Below are 19,395 nucleotides of genomic sequence, written 5' to 3' on the forward strand. Positions count from 1 at the left end.
ATAACTAGTGGGAGCTCCATCAATGCAAGCGACTAAAAAGACGCATGTACGCTACCTGATCCTGCTCATGCTGTTCCTGGTGACCACGATCAACTATGCCGACCGTGCCACCATCGCCATCGCTGGCTCCAGCCTGCAAAAGGACCTGGGCATCGATGCGGTGACGCTCGGCTACATCTTCTCGGCCTTCGGCTGGGCCTACGTGGCCGGCCAGATCCCCGGCGGCTGGCTGCTCGACCGCTTCGGCTCGAAGAAGGTCTACGCCTTCAGCATCTTCACCTGGTCGCTGTTCACTCTGCTGCAAGGCTTCGTCGGCGGCTTGCCGGTGGCCTGGGCGGTGGTGACCCTGTTCACCCTGCGCTTTCTGGTCGGCTTTGCCGAAGCGCCGTCGTTCCCTGGCAATGCCCGCATCGTTGCCGCCTGGTTTCCCACCGCCGAGCGCGGTACCGCATCGGCGGTGTTCAACTCGGCGCAGTACTTCGCCACGGCGCTGTTCGCCCCGATCATGGGCTGGATCGTCTTCCGCTTCGGCTGGGAGCACGTGTTCGTGGTGATGGGCGCATTGGGCATCGTGTTTTCCGGTGTCTGGCTCAAGACCATCTACAACCCCAAGGAGCATCCGCGCATCAGCCGCAGCGAACTCGCACACATCGAGCAGAACGGCGGCCTGGTGGACATGGGCCAGAAACGTGCCAACGACGGCCCCAAGTGGGGCTACATCAAGCAGCTGCTGACCAGCCGCATGCTACTGGGCGTCTACCTTGGCCAGTACTGCATCAACGCCATCACCTATTTCTTCCTGACCTGGTTCCCGGTGTACTTGGTGCAAGAGCGCGGCATGACCATCCTCAAGGCCGGCATCATCGCTTCGCTGCCGGCCATCTGCGGTTTCGTCGGCGGTGTGCTTGGCGGCGTGATCTCGGACTGGCTGCTGCGCCGTGGCCACTCGCTGACCTTCTCGCGCAAACTGCCAATCGTCTGCGGCCTGCTGCTGTCGACCACGATGATCTTCTGCAACTACGTCGAGGCCGAATGGATGGTGGTGGGTTTCATGACGCTGGCGTTCTTCGGCAAAGGCATCGGCGCCCTGGGCTGGGCGGTGGTCTCGGACACCTCGCCCAAGCAGATCGCCGGGTTGTCCGGCGGCATGTTCAACACCTTCGGCAACATCGCCTCGATCACCACGCCGATCGTCATCGGCTACATCATCAGCGCCACGGGTTCGTTCAAATGGGCGCTGGTGTACGTGGGCGCCAATGCCCTGGTCGCCGTGTTCAGCTACCTGGTGATCGTGGGCCCGATCAAGCGCATCGAGCTGCGTGACGTCCCAAAGGATGACGCCACGCCAGGCATGGCCGCCAGCAGCGAACTGGCCGGCTCGCGCCATTGAGTGAAACACGCCTGTGAACACCACAAGAAGGGCTCCATCATGCAGTTGATCGAACACTCCGACTCGCCCCGCTACGTCCGCCTGCACGACGATGACAACGTCGTGGTGGTGGTCAACGACGGCGGCCTGGGGGAAGGCGCCAGCTTCGCCGACGGCCTGACCCTGGTCGAAGACGTACCGCAAAGCCACAAGGTCGCCACCGTGGATATCGCCAAGGGAGAACCCGTACGGCGCTACGGACAGATCATCGGCCATGCCCTGGAAGACCTGCGCCGGGGGAGTTGGGTCAAGGAAAGCCAACTGGCCATGCCTGCCGCTCCGGAACTGGCCAGCCTGCCGCGCTGCGATGCCGTCCCCGAGGCCTTGCCGCCACTGCAAGGCTACACCTTCGAGGGGTTTCGCAACGCCGATGGGACTGTGGGCACGCGCAACATCCTCGGCATCACCACCACGGTGCAATGCGTGACCGGCGTGCTGGACCATGCGGTCAAACGCATTCGCGAAGAGTTGCTGCCCAGATACCCCCACGTCGACGATGTCGTCGCCCTCACCCACAGCTATGGCTGTGGCGTCGCGATCAACGCCCGGGATGCCTACATCCCCATCCGCACCGTGCGCAACCTCGCGCGCAACCCCAACCTCGGCGGCGAGGCGCTGGTCATCAGCCTGGGCTGCGAAAAGCTGCAGGCCGACCAGGTGATGCACGTCGACGATCCTTCAGTCGACCTCAACGAGCCTTGGCTGTACCGCCTACAGGATGCCAACCTGGGCTTCGTCGAGATGGTCGAGCAAATCATGGCCCTTGCCGAGACACGCTTGGCCAAGCTCGACAAGCGCCGCCGCGAGACCGTCCCGGCCAGTGAGCTGATCCTCGGCATGCAATGCGGCGGCAGCGATGCGTTCTCCGGTATCACCGCCAACCCGGCGCTAGGCTTTGCCGCCGACCTGCTGGTGCGCGCAGGCGCCACGGTCCTGTTCTCGGAAGTCACCGAGGTGCGCGACGCCATCTACATGCTGACCTCGCGCGCCGAGAGCCAGGCGGTGGCCGACGCCCTGGTGCGCGAAATGGACTGGTACGACCGCTATCTGCAGCAAGGCGCGGCAGACCGCAGCGCCAACACCACGCCGGGCAACAAGAAGGGTGGGCTGTCGAACATCGTCGAGAAATCCCTTGGCTCGATCGTCAAGTCCGGCAGCGGCGCCATCCAGGGCGTGCTCGGCCCTGGCGAGCGCGTCACGCGCAAAGGCCTGATCTTCTGCGCAACGCCAGCCAGCGATTTCGTCTGCGGCACGCTGCAACTGGCGGCGGGGATGAACCTGCACGTGTTCACCACCGGGCGCGGCACGCCCTACGGCCTGGCCATGGCGCCGGTGGTCAAGGTGTGCACACGCACCGAACTCGCCCAGCGCTGGCCCGACCTGATCGACATCGACGCCGGGCGCATCGCCAGCGGCCGCGCGACCATCGAGGAGCTGGGTTGGGAACTGTTCCATTACTACCTGGATGTGGCCAGCGGTCGCAAGCAGACCTGGGCCGAGCGGCACAAGCTGCACAACGACATCACCCTGTTCAATCCGGCGCCGATTACCTGAACGGCCTGCGGCGCCCGCTCAATCACATTCATACAGGAGTACTCCATGCCTGAGATCCTCGGCCACAACTTCATCGCCGGGCAACGCAGCGCCACTGGCACGCAACGCCTCCAGAGCCTGGACGCCACCACCGGCGAGCCCCTGCCCTACGTGTTCTTCCAGGCCACCGAGGCCGAGGTGGACCAGGCCGCCCGCGCCGCCGCCAACGCCTTCGCCGAGTTCCGCCACCTGGCCCCGGCTCGCCGCGCCGAGTTCCTCGACGCCATCGCCGCCGAGCTCGACGAACTGGACGACGCCTTCGTCGACATCGTCTGCCGTGAAACCGCGCTGCCTGCGGCACGCATCCAGGGCGAGCGAGGGCGTACCAGCGGCCAGATGCGCCTGTTCGCCGAGGTCTTGCGCCGCGGCGACTTCCTCGGTGCACGTATCGACCTCCCATTGCCCGAACGCCAACCGCTCCCACGGGTGGACATCCGCCAGATGCGCATCGGTGTAGGCCCGGTCGCGGTGTTCGGCGCCAGCAACTTCCCGCTGGCCTTCTCTACCGCCGGCGGCGATACCGCGGCCGCCCTGGCCGCTGGCTGCCCGGTGGTCTTCAAGGCGCACAGCGGCCACATGGCCACCGCCGACCTGGTCGGCTGCGCGATCCAGCGCGCCGCCGAGCGTACTGGCATGCCCAGGGGCGTGTTCAACATGGTCTTCGGCGGCGGTGTCGGCGAATGGCTGGTCAAGCATCCCGCGATCCAGGCGGTGGGTTTCACCGGCTCGCTCAGAGGGGGTGACGCCCTGTGCCGCATGGCGGCCGAGCGCCCACAGCCCATCCCGGTGTTCGCCGAGATGTCCAGCATCAACCCGGTGATCATCCTGCCGGGCGCGTTGGCCAAGCGCGGCGAAGCCATCGCCCGTGAACTGGCAGGCTCGGTCTGCCTCGGCGCCGGCCAGTTCTGCACCAACCCGGGCCTGGTCATCGGCCTGCGATCGCCGCAGTACAGCCAACTGCTCGCCGATCTCGGCCAGCATCTGGAGCAGCAGGCGGGCCAGACCATGCTCAACGCCGGCGGGTTGAACAGCTATACCGCAGGCCTTGGACACCTGCATGCCCACGCGGGTATCCGTCACCTGGCCGGGCGCGCCCAGGGCGGCAACCAGGCCCAGGCCCAACTGTTCAAGGCCGACGCCCAGCTGTTGATAGACGCCGACCCGCTGTTGCAAGAGGAAGTGTTCGGCCCCACGACCGTCGCTGTGGAAGCCCAGGACAACGAGCAGTTGCGGGCTGCGCTGCAAGGCCTGCGCGGCCAGCTGACAGCGACTCTGATCGGTGAGCCGGAAGACCTGCAAGCCTTCGCCTGGCTGGTGCCGCTGCTGGAGGAAAAGGTCGGCCGCATCCTGGTCAATGGCTACCCGACCGGCGTCGAGGTGTGTGATGCCATGGTCCATGGCGGCCCTTATCCGGCGACCTCCGACGCACGGGGTACGTCGGTCGGCACCCTGGCCATCGATCGCTTCCTGCGCCCGGTGTGCTACCAGAACTACCCGCAGGCGCTGCTGCCTGAAGCGTTGCGCGACAGCAACCCGCTGGCGCTGCGCCGGTTGGTCAATGGGCAGTGGAGCACAGGCGCCATTGGTTGAGTTCGTCAGATCCCAGGGGGCCGCTTCGCGCCCCCAGGATCTTGAGTGAACAGCAAGCCATCGGCCTCAGGCGCCCTGCGCCTCGGCTTCCTCATGCGCCTGGCGCAACCGCTCCCGGCTATTGGACAGGTGCATCCGCATCGCCATCTTCGCCCCTTCGCTGTCTCGCCGGGCGATCGCCTCGTAGATCGCATCATGCTCGTGGCGCAGCCTGCTCATGTAGTGGGCCTGGTCGTCATGGGCCAGGCGTGCGGAGTTGAGGCGCGTGCGCGGAATGATGCTGGTGCCCAGGTGATCGATGATGTCGGCGAAGTAGTGATTACCGCTGGCCTGCGCGATGAGCAGGTGGAACTGGAAATCCGCCGAGACGGCGTCCGAGGCATGGGACACGCCTTCGTTGAGCTCGTCCAGCGCTTCACGCATGGCCGCCAGCGCCTCGTCGCTGCGCCGCTGGGCCGCCAGGCCTGCCGATTCGACCTCCAGGGCAATGCGCAGCTCCAGCACGGCCAACACCTCGCGCAAGGTGACGATGGTCGCCGGATCGATGCGCAAGCCACTGCTGGCCGGCGCGTCCAGAACGAAGGTGCCGATGCCGTGGCGCGTCTCGACCTGGCCCGACGCCTGCAGCCTGGAGATCGCCTCACGGACCACGGTGCGGCTGACGCCCTCCTCGGCCATGATCTGCGATTCGGTCGGCAACTTGTCGCCGCGCTTGAGCTGACCGCTGCGGATGCGCTCAGTCAGCACCGTGACCAGTTCCTGGGCCAGACTGCGCGGTTTGCGCCGAGTCCGGGTCTGTACCTGCTGCTCTGTCATGCCCTTGCGTTCACGTTGAAAGACAGCCGTCATGATAGCGCAAGCAGTTGTACGATCACACTCATCCGTAGCGCTTCGAGCGCAATCATCATCCCGAGCGAGATGGAAGCCTTCCCTACGCCAACGTACTGTCCTTAGAACTTTTTCCTATTTACCGGTCTATGGGATAAGCCCAGAGGTCGGCGAGCACGACTTCGATGCTTTCCCGCCGCCGGATGGCCGCGTGTCCCATTGTCAATCAGAGGTGGTCTTCGTTCATGAAACTCCATGTCCCCCGGATGGTGCTCCTTGGCCTGTTCGCGTTCGCGGCAATGGGCTCGGCATCGGCAACGCAGATAAAGACCCCGCCCCCAGCTTTGGCGACCAAAGTCACGACCGCCCAGGCGCCGGTACAGCCTTCCGAAAACCCGTGGCCAACCTTGGCCAGCCTGACCGGCCAGCAGCCCGGGCCATTGCTGGCCCATGACGACCGACACTGGCATGACGGCCGCTGGCACGATCATCGAAGCGATTGGCGCCGGGACAGATGGCGCAGGGAGCAGGCCCGCCGCGAAGCCGAGCGCCGTCGCGACTGGGAACGCCATCATTACCGAGCGATGCAGCACCGACATGGGCATGATCATCGCTACAAGCATGATCATCGCCATTATCGGCGCTGATGATCACTCATGCCGGGATAGGCCCACAGCGTTGAACACCCCTTGGACAACGGGTCGAGTCGTGGATGCTCGTGTAGTGCGCATGCCACTCAATCCGCCTATCGAAGTCGGCCCGGATGGCCTCGCCCGTGTTGAGCTTCGAATCGAGGCAACCGACCGGATGGTAGCCACCTACGCCCTATCCGTGACGTTTGAGGCCGAAAATGGTGACTCAATCAAGGCAAACACCTTCCTGATCGACATGTGAATGCAAGCGCCCCACGGCCGGCTCCAAACTACACCTGCAGACAGCGCAGAACATGGCCATGACATCGGCTTGCGCAATTAGCGCCTGCGCTGCCCTGCAAACACTCGGGCAGTGTCAGGTCTCGAGCACCTTCGCTTCGCCCCGGGAGCGCTCGACGGCGGATTTCTTCTCCCGGACCACGATATAGAACTCTTCCCCATGCTTGACCGCACCATACAGCACGGCCTTCTCGATCAGCTCGGTGCCGCGCACATGGCGCAACATCATCGGATCCTTGCGCAGGTCGCGGTACAGCGCCAGGCACAGCAGCACCATCACGATGACGAAGGGTAACGCGACGATGATGGTCAGGTTCTGCAGGCCCGTGAGCGCCGCGCCGGGGTTTCGCGGGTCGCCTATCGCCAGCATGATCGCAGCGACCGTCCCGGTGAGCGCGCCCCAGAAGATCACCGTGGCGCGCGAAGGCTCCGTGGTGCCGTGCTCCGACAGCGTCCCCATGACCAGCGAGGCGGCATCGGCGCCGGACACGAAGAAGATGGCCACCAGGAGCATGACCAGTACCGACGTTGCAGACGCCAGCGGGTAGCTTTCCAGCAGCTCGTAAAGGGCGTAGTTGCTGTTCACGACGCCATCGACCAGCAACAGGCTCCCCTCGCGCACGGCGTCGATGCCGGCCCCGCCGAACACGGTGAACCAGACGAGGCTGACCAGGCTCGGCACCAGCAGCACACCGGTGACGAACTGGCGAATGGTGCGCCCGCGGCTGATGCGCGCGATGAACATGCCGACGAAGGGGGTCCAGGAGATCCACCAGGCCCAGTAGAACACCGTCCAGCTGGCCAGCCAGGTGTCCATCTGCTCACCGCCACTGGCACTGGTGCGGGCCATCATTTCGGGTAGCAGCTTGATGTATACACCGATCGACGTCGGCAGCAGGTTCAACATCAGCAGCGTAGGGCCCACCATGAACACGAACACCGCCAGCACCAGGGCCAGCACCATGTTGGTGTTGGAGAGCCACTGTATGCCCTTGCCGATCCCTGAAACCGCCGAGGCGACGAAGGCGACGGTCAACACGACGATGATCGACAGGTAGAAAAGCTTGCCGGGGTTTTCAATCCAGCCATTGTGTTCGAGACCGCCAGCGATCTGCAGGGCACCGAGGCCGAGCGAGGCCGCCGAGCCGAACAGGGTGGCGAAGATGGCCATCATGTCGATGACACGGCCTACCGGGCCATTGGCGTGCTTGCCGATCAATGGCCGGAACGCTGCGGAGATGAGCTGCGAACGGCCACGGCGGAAGGTGCCGTAGGCGATCACCAACCCGACGATGGCGTACATGGCCCACGGATGGAGGGTCCAGTGGAACAGCGTGGTCGCCATGGCCACTTGCATCGCCTCGCTGGTTTGCCCGCTCGCCGTGCCGGGGGGCGGTGTCACGTAGTGGGAAAGCGGCTCGGCGACGCCAAAGAACATCAGGCCGATGCCCATGCCGGCGCTGAACATCATGGCAACCCAGGAAACCGTGCGAAACTCCGGGGGCTCGCCGTCACGCCCTAACGGGACCTTGCCGTACCGGCTGGCGGCCAGCCAAAGCACGAAGACCACGAATACGGTAGAGGTCAGTACGAAGAACCAGCCAAAGTTGACGATGACCCAGGATTGCGCCGTGGAGGCGCTGGCGGCAAGGCTCGCTTGATTGAGAAAGCCCCAGATGACGAAGGCGACAGCGACGATACTGGTGATACCGAAGACGACCCAGTCGATCTTGCCCTCACGGTCGCGATCCTGCTCTGCCTCTTGGGTTTTCGAAGGATCGGTCACACCGAGAGCCAGCGTTTCATCGTTGTCTTGCGCTGCCATCACTTAAAGCCCCTTTCTGGGTTTCTTGGATTTGTAATTGCCATACACCCTGTGCACCCACAGGCGAACGCGATGCGCGGCCCGATTATCTTGCCCGCCAACAAAGCACTGCTATCCGATACCGTCGCGGCTCATCCTCTGAGCGACCAACCAGTCAGCGCGCCTCTGGCTTGGTCGTGACGGATCGTGCGGTTTCCCCCGCTGCCCAACACCGTTATCCTCTGCCCCTCCAAAACAGGCTTTCCAGGACGGCGAGCATGACCCGGCCCCTTCTGTTGCTGGCTGCAGCCTTGGTGTTCAGCCCAGCGCTACAGGCCCAGCAGATCCAGCGCCAGTTGGGCGACTTCGATTTCAAGCTGGGCACCGACGCCTCCCGCACCATGGCCCATGGGCTGGTGTCGCCCAGTGCCGTCGGCGCCTTCCACGGCGGCCTCGACCTCAGCCACCCCAGCGGCTGGTACTTCGGCCAATACGCCCCGAGCATGGGCCTGACGCCCACCTCTACCCTGCGCCTGGACAGCTACCTGGGTTACAAACGGCGTTTCGACGACAGCCTGGGCTTCGAGGCGGGGCTGATCCACTACAGCCAGCCCTACCTCGCCGGCAGCGACAGCTATGCCCTGTATGGCGGCATCTCGGTGCTGGGCAGCCATTTCGGCGGCGCACTGCGCGACAACCCGAACAATCGCACCGGTACGCTGTTCGCCGACCTCGGCCACCTGCCCTTGTTCGATGTCGACCTCACGGTCAAGGTCGCCCACCATCGCCTGGGCACGCCCTTCACCATTGGCGACGGCAGCCAGGTGGATGCCTTCAGTGACTGGTCGCTGGAGCTGTCACGCCCGTGGCTGGGCATCGACCTCAACCTGATCTACAGCAACTCGGACCTGCGCGGCGTGGGTTGCGATGCCTATGCCGGCATCAACCGCTATTGCGAAAGCATGGTGACGCTCAAGGCCCAGCGCAGCTTTTTCTAGGCGTTGGTGGCATCCGGCTGTCTAGAACTTGCCCAGGCATCGCACTCGCTGCCCAGCTCTTCCATCAGCCACGACGTGACCGACTCGAGCATGCGCGCCCGGCGCTTGCGCTCGGGCAGGATGGCGTAATAGCCGAACGGCGACTCGACGCTCTGGCTCAGCGGGCGGCACAGCAGGTTCTGGCGGATCAAGTCGTCCACCAGGTGCCGCCAACCGATGGCTACGCCCTGCCCGGCGATGGCCGCCTGGATCAGCAGGCTGTAGTTGTCCAGGCTCAGCCCGGTAGGGGGCGCGGCGCCGATGCCCAGGGCGCGGAACAGCCGAGGCCAGTCGTACCAACGGCTGTGCGAGTCGGCTCGCAGGTGCAGCAGCGGCAGCTCGGCCAACGCACTGGGTGCCAGGGGCAAGGTACGCGCGTTGAGCAGCATCGGGCTGCACACAGGGAAGACTTCTTCGCCGAACAGGCGCAGGGCCTCGCCGTGCTTGAAACGGCCATCGCCGAAGACGATGGCCAGGTCGATGTCGCCGCGTAGGCCCAGGGGGCTGCGTTCGCTGGTCTGGATGCTGACCTCCAGGTGCGGGTGGCGCTGGCGAAGACGCGGCAGGCGCGGCATGAGCCACAAGGCCGCGAACGCATAGTCGGTCGCTACCTGCACCACCTCCTGGGGCTGGCGGGCCTTGACCGCGTCGATACCGGCCTTGAATTCGCCCAGGCCAGCCTGGACGTGCTGCAGCAGCACGGCACCGCCCTCGGTGAGGTTGATACCCCGGTAGACACGGTCGAACAGGCGCACCTCCAGCAGGGCTTCGAGGCGCTTGATCTGCTGGCTGACCGCCGGCTGGGTGGTGCCCAGCTCCACCGCCGCCGCGGTGAAACTCTGATGACGGGCCGCCGACTCGAAGGCGCGCAACAACTCCAGGGGCAGACGATCCATAAGCTGGACTTATCCTAATCATCTCTGGTCGTGGGGTTTACCCAATCGGGCAGCAATGGCGAGACTGGGCTGCGTCACTATCCCATAAAAACCATGAATAGGTCAGCTGGCTGGTGGAGAGCGCACCGCCGCAAGCCCCTATCACCTTTGGCCGCCATAACAAGAACCGAGAGGTCGTGATGCTTGGAGCCGATTCAAAACGCCGCGTGCCCGCCGTCCACCGCGTGGACATCCCCCTCATCCTGTCCAGCATCCTGGTGATCGGCCTCACGGTCGCCGGCCTGATGCTCTTCCCCCAGCAATCCATGGCGCTTTCCCACCAGGCATTCGAAGCGACGACGCGGGTGTTTGGCGCGGTGATCCAGATGATCGGCTTCCTGTGCGTGGTACTGATTGGCTGGATCGCCTTCAGCAAGTACGGCAACATCCGTCTCGGCGAGGGCAAGCCGCAATATGGCAACGTCAGCTGGGTGTTCATGTTCATCTGCGCCGGGCTGGGGTCGGCCACCATGTACTGGGCGTTCATGGAATGGACCTTCTACTACGTCAGCCCCGGGCTGGGCATCGTCGCGCGCAGCAAGGAAGCGCTGGAGTTCAGCATCGCCTATTCGTTCTTCCACTGGGGCATCACGCCCTGGGCCATCTATGGTATCGCCTCGCTGGCGATGGCCTACCACTTCCATGTGCGCAAGAACCCGGGGCTGAGCCTGTCTGCCGCCGTGGAGGCCATCACCGGCATTCGCTCAGCGGGCTTGGCAGGCCGGCTGATCGATGTGATCTTCCTGCTAGCGACCTTCGGTGGGTTGATCCTCACCATCACGGTGTCTTCATCGACCATTTCCAAAGGGCTATCGATGTTGTTCGGCCTGGACGAGGGCTTCGGCCTGGAAGCCGCGCTGGTCATCGCGGTGACGCTGGTGTTCTCGGTCAGTTCGTGGATCGGTATCGGCAGCGGCATGCAGCGACTGGCCCATGCGGCCTGCGGCCTGACCCTGGTGTTCGCGATCATCGTCCTGGCGCTCGGCCCGACCGGCTTCATTCTCAACAACGTTGCCAACGCCGTCGGCCTGATGATGCAGAACTTCGTGCATATGAGCCTGGCCACCGACCCGGTAGGCTCCGGTGAATTCGCCCGGGGCTGGACGGTGTTCTACTGGTTGTTCTGGGTCACCTACACGCCGGGGGTCGCGCTGTTCGTCACCCGCGTATCACGAGGGCGCACGATCAAGGAAGTGATCTGCGCCATGGTACTGGGCGGCTGCGCCGGTTGCTGGGTGTTCTTCGGCAGCCTGCAGAGCTTTGCCATCGCCCAGTTCCTCGGCGGAGTGATCGATTCGCCAGCACTGCTCGACGACTCAGGCGGCGAGGCAGTGGTATCGATGCTGCTGCTCAGCCTGCCGATGGGCAAGGTGCTAGCCCTGGTGTACTTCTTTCTGATGCTAGTGTTCCTGGCCTCGCACCTGGACGCCGTGGCGTTTTCCATCGCCGCGACCAGCATGCGCAACCTCCAGGAGGGAGAGGATCCCTCGCCCGGCTTGCGCTTGTTCTGGTGCGTGATGCTCGCGGCCATCCCCCTGGCCATGCTGTACATCGACGCGCCACTGCACACCCTCAAGACCGTGGTCTCGCTGGCAGCCGTTCCCTTCATCCTGGTGTTGCTGGTGAAGATGCATGGGCTGCTCAAGTGGATGCGCGAAGACTACGGGCACCTGCCCGCCCACCGCATCGAGGCGCTATCCAACGAGGGGCTCGTGGGCATCGGCGATGACGACGTATCCATGCCATTGAGCGGCCGCCCGGTATCCAGGGCCGGGCTTGCCGACTGATCCCCTCCTCCGTTTCCAGACACGCTGTGCGATCGCCTGCGCATGTTCGCGGTCGCCAGCGCTTGCTCAGCACCTAGGTGCCCGGGTGCTGCTGCCATCAAGATGATCCTGCGGGAGACAATAATGAGAAGAAGTGGACGTGGTATGGGTATGCTGGCCTGCGCGACACTGTCGGGCCTGGTCGCCGTCGGGGCCAAGGCCGCCGAAGAGGGCTTCGTCGAAAGGGGACACCTGAAGCTGCTGGCGCGAAACCTCTATTGGAACCATGACGGCCATGGCGGCAGTGCCGATCGCCGGGAATGGGGCCAGGGCTTGCAACTGGACTACACCTCGGGCTACACCCAGGGCCTGTTCGGCTTTGGCGTCAACCTGAGCGGCTACCAGGTCTTCAAGCTGTACGGCAACGACCGTTATTCGGGCACAGCGGGGGTGCTGGTGCCCGACGGCGACGGCACGGCCGATGCTTCCGGCTCGGCGGGCGGAGCGTTGAAGGCCAGGGTGTCGGCCACCGAGCTGAAGTTCGGCAACAACCTGCGCCCGTACAATCCGGTGTTCGCCCCCGCCGATACGCGCGTGCTGCCGGCTACGGCCACGGGCTTGTGGCTGACCAGCCAGGAACTGGCCGGATTGATGCTCGAGGCGGGCCACCTGACCGCCGCCAAGGATTTCAACAGTACCAACGCCTCCGATGACTTCTACGCCGCGTATGCCGGCGTGGCGACCGATACCGTGGATTTCGCCGGTGGCAGCTACGCTGCCAGCGATGCACTGAGCCTAAGCCTCTATGCAGCCGACTACCGGGACATCTGGCGCCAGTACTATGGTGGCCTGACCTACATCCAGCCATTGGCTGAAGGCCAGAGCCTGGGCGTCGACCTGAACCTGTACAAGACCGACGACACCGGCTCGGCATTGGCCGGGCCAATCGACACCACGGCGTGGTCGATGGCGCTCACCTACACCCTGGGCGCCCATGCATTCAAGCTCAGCTACCAGAAGAACCATGGCGACGTGCCCTTCGACTACCTGGGCATGGGGCCGGGCACCTACCATGACTCGATCTACCTGGCCAACTCGTCGCAACTGGTGGACTTCAATGGCCCGAAGGAACGCTCCTGGGGAGCGTTCTACAACCTGGACATGGCCGGCCTCGGCGTCCCGGGCCTGAGCTTCGGCATGCGCTACATCAAGGGAACGGGCGTGGACGCCAGCGACATGCCGGCAGGCAGCCCCTACGCCTATTACGGCAGTGAAAGCAGCGAGGAGCACTGGGAGCGGGATGTAGACGTCAAGTACGTGGTGCAGGGTGGCTCGCTGGCAGGGCTGTCGCTGCGCCTGCGCCATGCCAGCCATCGCATCGGCAACCAGGCATCGGACAGCTCGTCCGACCAGCTGCGGCTGATCGTGCAGTATCCCTATGATTTCTTCTGAAGGCATTCAGTGATCATTAGGGGCCGCGAAGCGGCCCCAGGATTTCCAGCCCCAAATGCTCTCATAGCAACAGCACAGCCCAGCTTTGTGAAGAACCCTTGCCATACACCAGTGATGTCAGGACCCCAGCCAACCCCTCACACCTTCCAGGCCTCCACGACCACACGGGTCGCCTCGGCAATGACGTCGCTACGCCAAGGTGAAGTCTTGTCCCGGCCTCGCGTATAGATCGCCAGAATCCAGGGCGCCTGCCCTGGCGGCCAGATGATCCCGACATCATTGGCAACGCCGTAGTCACCCGAACCGGTCTTGTCGCCAACCACCCAGCCCTCAGGCAAGCCGGCGCGGATACGGGTATCGCCTGTGGTATTGCCCTTGAGCCAGTCCTGCAGGCGCAGTCGGGCCGCCGCCGGCAGGCCATCCGTCAACAACAGGCGCTGCAGGGTGACGCCCATGGCCAAGGGTGTGGAGGTATCCCTTGGGTCATTGGGCAGCGCGCTGTTCAACGCCGGTTCATATCGATCGAGGCGAAAGGCCGGGTCGCCGATGCTGCGGGCATAGGCGGTGAGCTTCGACGGCCCACCGACCACTCCCAGCAAGAGATTCGCCGCCGTGTTGTCGCTGTATTGCAGTGCCGCTGCACAGAGCTCAGCGACACTCATGCCCGTTGCGACATGCTTTTCGGTGACAGGCGAATAGACCACCAACTGCTCGGCGGTGTAGGCGATGCGGCGCTCCAGCAGGCCGGGCTCGGCCTGGTCCTGCTGGAGGATGGCAGCGGCCAGCACGACCTTGAAGGTACTGCACAGTGCGGCACGCGCTTCGCTGCGATAAGACAACCGCCGGCCGCTTCCCGTGTCGAGCGCCCAAAGCCCCAGGGTACCGCCCAACGCCTGCTCCAGGTGCTGCAAGCGCTGGTGAACCGGGTCGGACGCCCAGGCGGGCGTTGCCAGCATGACCGAGCCCCCCATGGCGCCCTGGATCAGTTGGCGGCGACTGAATGTCGGCTTCATAGTGTATTCCCTGGAGAAGATCAATTCGCTTCGACCTTGCGGCGTGCAGCAGCACGCCGCATGCCCCAGACACCCCATGCCAGGCCGAGCACGGCAGCCGTTACCGAGCCAGACAACACGCCGAGTTTCGCAGCGCCCAGGGAGCCTGGGTCGACGAAAGCGAGGTTGGCGATGAAGATCGACATGGTAAAGCCTATGCCGCCCAACAGGCCGATCAGGGTGATGCCACCCCAGGTCACGCCCGAAGGCAGGGTGCACCAGCCCAGCCGGACCATCAGCCAGCTCACGCTGAAGATCCCCAAGGGCTTGCCAAGCACCAGCGCGGCGGCGACGGCGATCATCACCCAGTGCGGTGCTGCGGCAGACAGGTCGACACCTGACAAGCCGACACCGGCATTGGCCAGGGCGAAGATCGGCATGATGACGTAGGCCACCCAAGGGTGCAGGGCACCTTGTACGCGCACGACCGGTGGCAGCAGTTCGCGCTGGGCCAACCGCAGGCGCTTCAGCGGGTCCATCAGGTCGCTGGCGCCCTTTTCAGGGGCCTTCGCGCGGCCGAGCAGTTCATCGGTGAAACGCGTGATGGCATCGAGCGGACGCTCACGCATGGGCATCGCGACGACCGGTGTCATGAGACCGAGCACTACGCCTGCCAACGTCGGGTGAGCGCCGGTCATCAGGATGCCCAGCCAGGTGATGGCGCCGGGAATGACATACGCGTACGCCGAACCGATGCCGATCTTCTGCAGCCCGATCACCATCAGCAGGCCAATCGCGGCAACGCCGAAGCCACTGTAGTCGAGGCCTCCCGAGTAGAAGAAGGCGATGATCAGCACGGCGATGATGTCATCGATGATCGCCAGGGCCAGCAGGAAAACGCGGACATTCGAAGGGATCGACTTGCCGAGCAAGGCAAGGACGCCAACCGCGAAGGCGATGTCGGTGGCGGTGGGCACGGCCCAGCCCTGCTGCTCCGCCGGCGCATGGCCGAACGCCAGGTAGATCAATGCGGGCACGGCCACCCCACCGATTGCCGCCGCCATGGGCAGCGTGGCCTGGCGCAAGCTGGAAAGCGCGCCTTCATGGATCTCGCGACGGATCTCCATGCCCACGACCAGGAAGAATATGGTCATCAGGCCATCGTTGATCCAGAAATGCAGCGACTGCGAGTACACCAGCGAACCGATGCCAATAGTCAGCGGGGTATGCCAGAGGGCCTCGTAACTGTCGGCCGCGGGCGAATTCGCCCAGATCAGCGCAACGATCGCGGCGATCAGGAGGACGATGCCGCTGACGGCTTCGATATGGAGAAAACGCTCGAAGTTGGCGAAAGCACGCTCAGCCAGTTGCTGGGCGCGAGGTACCTGTGTTTTTTGCATAGGCGCAAGAACTCCCGCATGGCGGCCCGACCTGCGTTGCTCTTTAACCTGCCTCACTGCTTCATGCAGCTAGCACCCGCGGCACAGTCTACCGGACAACCGGATCGAGGTGAACGACTGCGCGCCTTTCATTTATGCCCTGGCCCTACTACGGTGTTCACAAGACCGTTTCCCACCCAGGAGCGCAGCGCATGTCGAGGATCTTCTTGCTGATATTCGCAGGCTTGGCCCTGTGTGCAGGCCAGGCGATGGCCGACACCCTCAGGATCGGTGTGATCGGCGCCGGTAACGTCGGCGGTACGCTTGGCACGCTATGGGCCAAGGCCGGGCACTCGGTGATGTTTTCGTCACGCCACCCCGAGCAGTTGGGGGATCTGGCCAAGGCTGCCGGCCCCAATGCCCGGGCAGGCTCGGTCGACGAGGCCGCGGCATGGGGCGAGGTGATCGTGTTGAGCGTCCCGTACGGCGCCATGCCCGCACTCGCCGAACAGCTCAAGGGCAAGCTGGACGGCAAGGTGGTCCTCAGCACCAGTAACCCGTTCAGCGGCCGTGACGGCGAAACCGGGCGCAAGGCGCTGGCCCAGGGCGTCGCCTTGGCGGACCGGCACTACCTGCCCGGGGTGCACCTGGTGCGGGCGTTCAATGCCATAGGTTACGCAGCGATGAAGGACCAATCCGGCCAGGGCAAGGCAATCCCTGTCTTCGCGGACGACGCCCAAGCCCGGGCGCTGGGCGCCCGGTTGGTGCACGATGCCGGTTTCATACCAGTGCTGTTGCCGCTGGCGCGAGCCGATCAAGGGTTGCCGGGCGGGCCGCTCAGTGGCGCTTGGAACGAGGCTGAGCTCAAGCGCCAACTGGATCGCTAGCAGCCCATGCCAGCAAGCCGGCGCCCCTGGCCCTCTGCACGGCACATGTGTCGTGAACACCGCCGGCCCTTGTGGGCCGGCTTGCCGGCGATGGGGCGTGAAGCGGCTCCAATGCCGGCAGGCTGTAATGCCTAGCGCAGAAACGAAAAAAAGAGGCCATAAGGCCTCTTTCTTTTGATCCCGGCAGAACACCTAGGGATCGAATCTTGGAGCGGGAAACGAGACTCGAACTCGCGACCCCGACCTTGGCAAGGTCGTGCTCTACCAACTGAGCTATTCCCGCGTCGTGATGGGTTGCCATTCTAGCGATCTGCCAAATAACGTCAACCCCTTGATTCAAAAAACTTTTATTTCTGCTCCGAGCCTTCCCGCAGGTGCGGCCAGGCAGCCAGCAGGTAGTGGACCATCGACACCAGGGTCAGGCCGGCCGCGACCAGCAACAAGCCGTAGCCGAGCACCACCCAGAAGCTCAGCACCGGCGGGTTGGCCAGCAGGATCACCAGCGCCAGCATCTGTGCGGCAGTCTTCCACTTGCCGAGGCTCGACACCGCCACGTGTGCCCTCGCCCCCAGCTCGGCCATCCACTCGCGCAAAGCCGAGACGACGATCTCGCGGCCGATGATCACCGCGGCCGGCAAGGTCAGCCAGAAGTTGGCATGGACCTGCACCAGCAGCACCAGGGCCACCGCGACCATCAGCTTGTCGGCCACCGGGTCGAGGAAGGCACCGAACGGCGTGCTCTGCTGCAGGCGGCGCGCCAGGTAGCCGTCGAGCCAGTCGGTGGCGGCCGCGATGGCGAACACGCTGCTGGCGGCAATGTAGCTCCAATGATAGGGCACATAGAACAGCAGGATGAAGATCGGGATGAGCAGAACGCGTAGAACGGTGAGCAGGTTTGGAATATTCATCGGTACGACTGGCTGCGGGTTGAGCCAGGCATTCTACTCGCTATGCAGGCTGGCATAAATCGACTCGGCAAGCTTTTTACTGATCCCCGGCGCCTTGGCGATCTCATCGATGCTGGCACGATTGAGTTCCTGCAGGCCACCGAAATGTTTCAGCAGGTCGCGGCGACGCTTGGGCCCTACCCCGGCCACGTCTTCCAGGCTCGAGGTGCGCCGGGCCTTGCCACGGCGGGCGCGGTGGCCGGTGATGGCGAAACGATGGGCTTCGTCGCGGATCTGCTGGATCAGGTGCAACGCCGGGGAGTCGCCCTTGAGGGTGAACTCGTGGGCCACGTCATTGAGGTACAGGGTCTCGAAGCCTGCCTTGCGGGTCACGCCCTTGGCCACGCCGAGCAGGGTCAGCTCGGTCAAGCCGAGCGCCTGCATGACGTCGCGGGCCATGTTCAACTGCCCCTTGCCGCCGTCCACCAGCAATACGTCGGGCAGCTTGCCCTCGCCCTCCTTGATGCGCCCGTAGCGGCGCATCAAGGCTTGATGCATGGCAGCGTAGTCGTCGCCGGCGGTGACACCCTCGATGTTGAAGCGCCGGTAGTCGGACTTGAGCGGGCCCTCCGGGCCGAACACCACGCAACTGGCCACGGTGGCTTCGCCGCTGGAGTGGCTGATGTCGTAGCACTCCAGGCGCTGCGGCACTTCGTCGAGGCCAAGCACCTGGGCCAGGGCTTCGAAGCGTGCAGCCATGTGCTGGCGGTTGGCCAGACGGGCGTTGAGGGCCTGTTCGGCGTTGGTCACGGCCAGTTGCTGCCAACGCGCGCGAGTGCCGCGCACCCGGTGGCTGATGGCCAGCTCGCGACCGCGCAGGGTCTGCACGGCCTCGCTGATGGCGGCGAAGTCCTCGTGCGTCACGTTGACGATCAGCTCACCGGGCAGCTCGCGCTCGGCGTTGCCCAGGTAGTACTGGGAGAGGAACGCGGCCATGACCTCGGCCACCTCCTCCTCGATACCGACCTGGGGAAAGAAGTTCTTGCTGCCCAACACCCGGCCGCCGCGCACGCTGATCAGGTGCACGCAGGCACCGCCCGGGTTGACGAAGGCCGCCACCACATCGACATCGCCCGAGCCGCCCTCCATGTACTGCTGGTCCTGGACCCGACGCAGCAGGGCGATCTGGTCGCGCAGCTCGGCCGCCCGCTCGAAGTTCAAGGCCATAGCGGCCTTTTCCATCTCGGCATTGAGCTCGTTGCCCAGTTGCTGGCTGCGGCCCTCGAGGAACATCACCGAGTGGCGCACATCCTCGGCGTACTCCTCGGCCTCGACCAGGCCCACGCAAGGGCCCTTGCAGCGCTTGATCTGGTATTGCAGGCATGGCCGGGTACGGTTGGCGTAATAGCTGTCCTCGCACTGGCGCACCGAGAAGGCCTTCTGCAGCAGGCTCAGGCTCTCGCGGATGGCACCGGCACTGGGATACGGACCGAAGTAACGCCCCTTGGCCTTTTTGGCGCCACGGTGGATACCCAGGCGTGGGAAAGCGCCGTCAGACAGAAATACATAGGGGTAGGATTTGTCGTCGCGCAACAGGATGTTGTAGGGCGGCCGCCACTCCTTGATCAGGGTCTGCTCCAGCAGCAGCGCCTCGGTCTCGTTGGCGGTGATGGTGGTCTCGACCTGGGCGATACGCCCTACCAACGCAGCGGTCTTGGGGGCCAGCCCTGTCTTGCGGAAATAGCTGGCCAGGCGCTTCTTGAGGTTCTTGGCCTTGCCCACGTAGAGCAGCCGCGCCTCGGCGTCGAACATCCGGTAGACGCCCGGGCGACCACTGCAGGTCGCCAGGAACGCGCTTGCATCAAAATTTTGCGACATGAAGAG

The 19,395-nt window shown here is 64.5% G+C and carries 14 protein-coding genes, 1 tRNA gene and 1 pseudogene; 8 read left to right on the forward strand and 8 right to left on the reverse strand.

Annotated features, from left to right (window positions below; all coding sequences use genetic code 11):
• Positions 1-22 precede the first annotated feature (22 nt).
• Genes WCE05_RS00665 through WCE05_RS00675 form a run of 3 tightly spaced genes read left to right on the forward strand, consistent with a single transcriptional unit; the run spans position 23 to position 4,612 of the window.
• Positions 23-1,390 carry an MFS transporter gene (locus WCE05_RS00665; protein ID WP_368815297.1) on the forward strand — a complete coding sequence of 456 codons (1,368 nt, stop codon included), beginning with the start codon at positions 23-25 and terminating at the stop codon, positions 1,388-1,390.
• A gap of 39 nt (positions 1,391-1,429) precedes the next feature.
• Positions 1,430-2,983 (forward strand): galactarate dehydratase, encoded by a 1,554-nt coding sequence (garD, locus tag WCE05_RS00670; RefSeq protein WP_368815298.1) that lies wholly within the window; start codon positions 1,430-1,432, stop codon positions 2,981-2,983.
• Positions 2,984-3,028: 45 nt separating this feature from the next.
• Positions 3,029-4,612, forward strand: a complete 1,584-nt coding sequence (locus WCE05_RS00675; protein WP_253167934.1) for an aldehyde dehydrogenase (NADP(+)) — start codon at positions 3,029-3,031, stop codon at positions 4,610-4,612.
• A gap of 66 nt (positions 4,613-4,678) precedes the next feature.
• On the opposite strand, the gene WCE05_RS00680 is transcribed toward WCE05_RS00675, so the two are convergent.
• A complete protein-coding gene (locus WCE05_RS00680) occupies positions 4,679-5,428 on the reverse strand; it encodes a FadR/GntR family transcriptional regulator (RefSeq protein WP_225788484.1) in 750 nt (249 codons plus the stop codon).
• Positions 5,429-5,890: 462 nt separating this feature from the next.
• Between WCE05_RS00680 and WCE05_RS00685 the strand changes: the two genes are divergently transcribed.
• Positions 5,891-6,334, forward strand: a complete 444-nt coding sequence (locus WCE05_RS00685) for a hypothetical protein (protein WP_368815299.1) — start codon at positions 5,891-5,893, stop codon at positions 6,332-6,334.
• Between the two features lie 114 nt (positions 6,335-6,448).
• Here the strand turns inward: WCE05_RS00685 and WCE05_RS00690 are convergent, their stop codons facing one another.
• Complete coding sequence (locus WCE05_RS00690; RefSeq protein ID WP_225788409.1) at positions 6,449-8,197, reverse strand: BCCT family transporter; 1,749 nt, start codon at positions 8,195-8,197, stop codon at positions 6,449-6,451.
• A gap of 257 nt (positions 8,198-8,454) precedes the next feature.
• On the opposite strand from WCE05_RS00690, the gene WCE05_RS00695 reads away from it, so the two are divergent.
• Complete coding sequence (locus WCE05_RS00695) at positions 8,455-9,174, forward strand: TorF family putative porin (RefSeq protein ID WP_368815301.1); 720 nt, start codon at positions 8,455-8,457, stop codon at positions 9,172-9,174.
• Here the strand turns inward: WCE05_RS00695 and WCE05_RS00700 are convergent.
• Positions 9,171-10,109, reverse strand: coding sequence for a LysR substrate-binding domain-containing protein (locus tag WCE05_RS00700; protein WP_225788411.1), 939 nt, complete (start codon positions 10,107-10,109; stop codon positions 9,171-9,173). The two genes, WCE05_RS00695 and WCE05_RS00700, sit on opposite strands and share 4 nt — an antisense overlap.
• Positions 10,110-10,333: 224 nt before the next feature.
• On the opposite strand from WCE05_RS00700, the gene WCE05_RS00705 reads away from it, so the two are divergent.
• Positions 10,334-11,935, forward strand: a complete 1,602-nt coding sequence (locus WCE05_RS00705) for a BCCT family transporter (protein WP_253091155.1) — start codon at positions 10,334-10,336, stop codon at positions 11,933-11,935.
• A gap of 144 nt (positions 11,936-12,079) precedes the next feature.
• Positions 12,080-13,366, forward strand: a complete 1,287-nt coding sequence (locus WCE05_RS00710) for an OprD family porin (RefSeq protein ID WP_368815302.1) — start codon at positions 12,080-12,082, stop codon at positions 13,364-13,366.
• A 137-nt stretch (positions 13,367-13,503) separates the two neighbouring features.
• Here WCE05_RS00710 and bla read toward each other — a convergent pair.
• Both bla and nhaA read right to left on the reverse strand, forming a co-directional pair.
• Positions 13,504-14,283, reverse strand: a pseudogene (gene bla, locus WCE05_RS00715) (class A beta-lactamase); the annotation flags it as partial.
• 116 nt (positions 14,284-14,399) lie between these two features.
• Positions 14,400-15,758, reverse strand: coding sequence for a Na+/H+ antiporter NhaA (gene nhaA / locus WCE05_RS00720; protein WP_225788414.1), 1,359 nt, complete (start codon positions 15,756-15,758; stop codon positions 14,400-14,402).
• Between the two features lie 191 nt (positions 15,759-15,949).
• Between nhaA and WCE05_RS00725 the strand changes: the two genes are divergently transcribed.
• Positions 15,950-16,624, forward strand: a complete 675-nt coding sequence (locus WCE05_RS00725; protein ID WP_253080464.1) for an NADPH-dependent F420 reductase — start codon at positions 15,950-15,952, stop codon at positions 16,622-16,624.
• A gap of 207 nt (positions 16,625-16,831) precedes the next feature.
• Here WCE05_RS00725 and WCE05_RS00730 read toward each other — a convergent pair.
• The 3 genes from WCE05_RS00730 to uvrC all read right to left on the reverse strand — a co-directional run bounded on the left by WCE05_RS00730 (position 16,832) and on the right by uvrC (position 19,389).
• Positions 16,832-16,907, reverse strand: a tRNA-Gly gene (locus WCE05_RS00730).
• Positions 16,908-16,971: 64 nt separating this feature from the next.
• A complete protein-coding gene (gene pgsA / locus WCE05_RS00735; protein ID WP_225788420.1) occupies positions 16,972-17,532 on the reverse strand; it encodes a CDP-diacylglycerol--glycerol-3-phosphate 3-phosphatidyltransferase in 561 nt (186 codons plus the stop codon).
• A gap of 33 nt (positions 17,533-17,565) precedes the next feature.
• Positions 17,566-19,389: an excinuclease ABC subunit UvrC gene (uvrC, locus tag WCE05_RS00740; protein WP_368815303.1), complete on the reverse strand. Its 1,824-nt coding sequence runs from the start codon at positions 19,387-19,389 to the stop codon at positions 17,566-17,568.
• Positions 19,390-19,395: the final 6 nt, after the last annotated feature.

Source organism: Pseudomonas sp. I2 (assembly GCF_040984075.1).
GTDB lineage: Bacteria > Pseudomonadota > Gammaproteobacteria > Pseudomonadales > Pseudomonadaceae > Aquipseudomonas > Aquipseudomonas guariconensis_B.

What these genes read in the sequence shown, in the direction of transcription:
- nhaA (WP_225788414.1), bottom strand. Translation starts at nt 15,758, where the DNA reads ATGCAAAAAACACAGGTACCTCGCGCCCAGCAACTGGCTGAGCGTGCT.
- WCE05_RS00685 (WP_368815299.1), top strand. Translation starts at nt 5,891, where the DNA reads ATGACGACCGACACTGGCATGACGGCCGCTGGCACGATCATCGAAGCG.
- WCE05_RS00675 (WP_253167934.1), top strand. Translation starts at nt 3,029, where the DNA reads ATGCCTGAGATCCTCGGCCACAACTTCATCGCCGGGCAACGCAGCGCC.
- WCE05_RS00680 (WP_225788484.1), bottom strand. Translation starts at nt 5,428, where the DNA reads ATGACAGAGCAGCAGGTACAGACCCGGACTCGGCGCAAACCGCGCAGT.
- WCE05_RS00710 (WP_368815302.1), top strand. Translation starts at nt 12,080, where the DNA reads ATGGGTATGCTGGCCTGCGCGACACTGTCGGGCCTGGTCGCCGTCGGG.
- uvrC (WP_368815303.1), bottom strand. Translation starts at nt 19,389, where the DNA reads ATGTCGCAAAATTTTGATGCAAGCGCGTTCCTGGCGACCTGCAGTGGT.
- WCE05_RS00665 (WP_368815297.1), top strand. Translation starts at nt 23, where the DNA reads ATGCAAGCGACTAAAAAGACGCATGTACGCTACCTGATCCTGCTCATG.
- pgsA (WP_225788420.1), bottom strand. Translation starts at nt 17,532, where the DNA reads ATGAATATTCCAAACCTGCTCACCGTTCTACGCGTTCTGCTCATCCCG.
- WCE05_RS00700 (WP_225788411.1), bottom strand. Translation starts at nt 10,109, where the DNA reads ATGGATCGTCTGCCCCTGGAGTTGTTGCGCGCCTTCGAGTCGGCGGCC.
- WCE05_RS00690 (WP_225788409.1), bottom strand. Translation starts at nt 8,197, where the DNA reads ATGGCAGCGCAAGACAACGATGAAACGCTGGCTCTCGGTGTGACCGAT.
- WCE05_RS00695 (WP_368815301.1), top strand. Translation starts at nt 8,455, where the DNA reads ATGACCCGGCCCCTTCTGTTGCTGGCTGCAGCCTTGGTGTTCAGCCCA.
- WCE05_RS00725 (WP_253080464.1), top strand. Translation starts at nt 15,950, where the DNA reads ATGTCGAGGATCTTCTTGCTGATATTCGCAGGCTTGGCCCTGTGTGCA.
- garD (WP_368815298.1), top strand. Translation starts at nt 1,430, where the DNA reads ATGCAGTTGATCGAACACTCCGACTCGCCCCGCTACGTCCGCCTGCAC.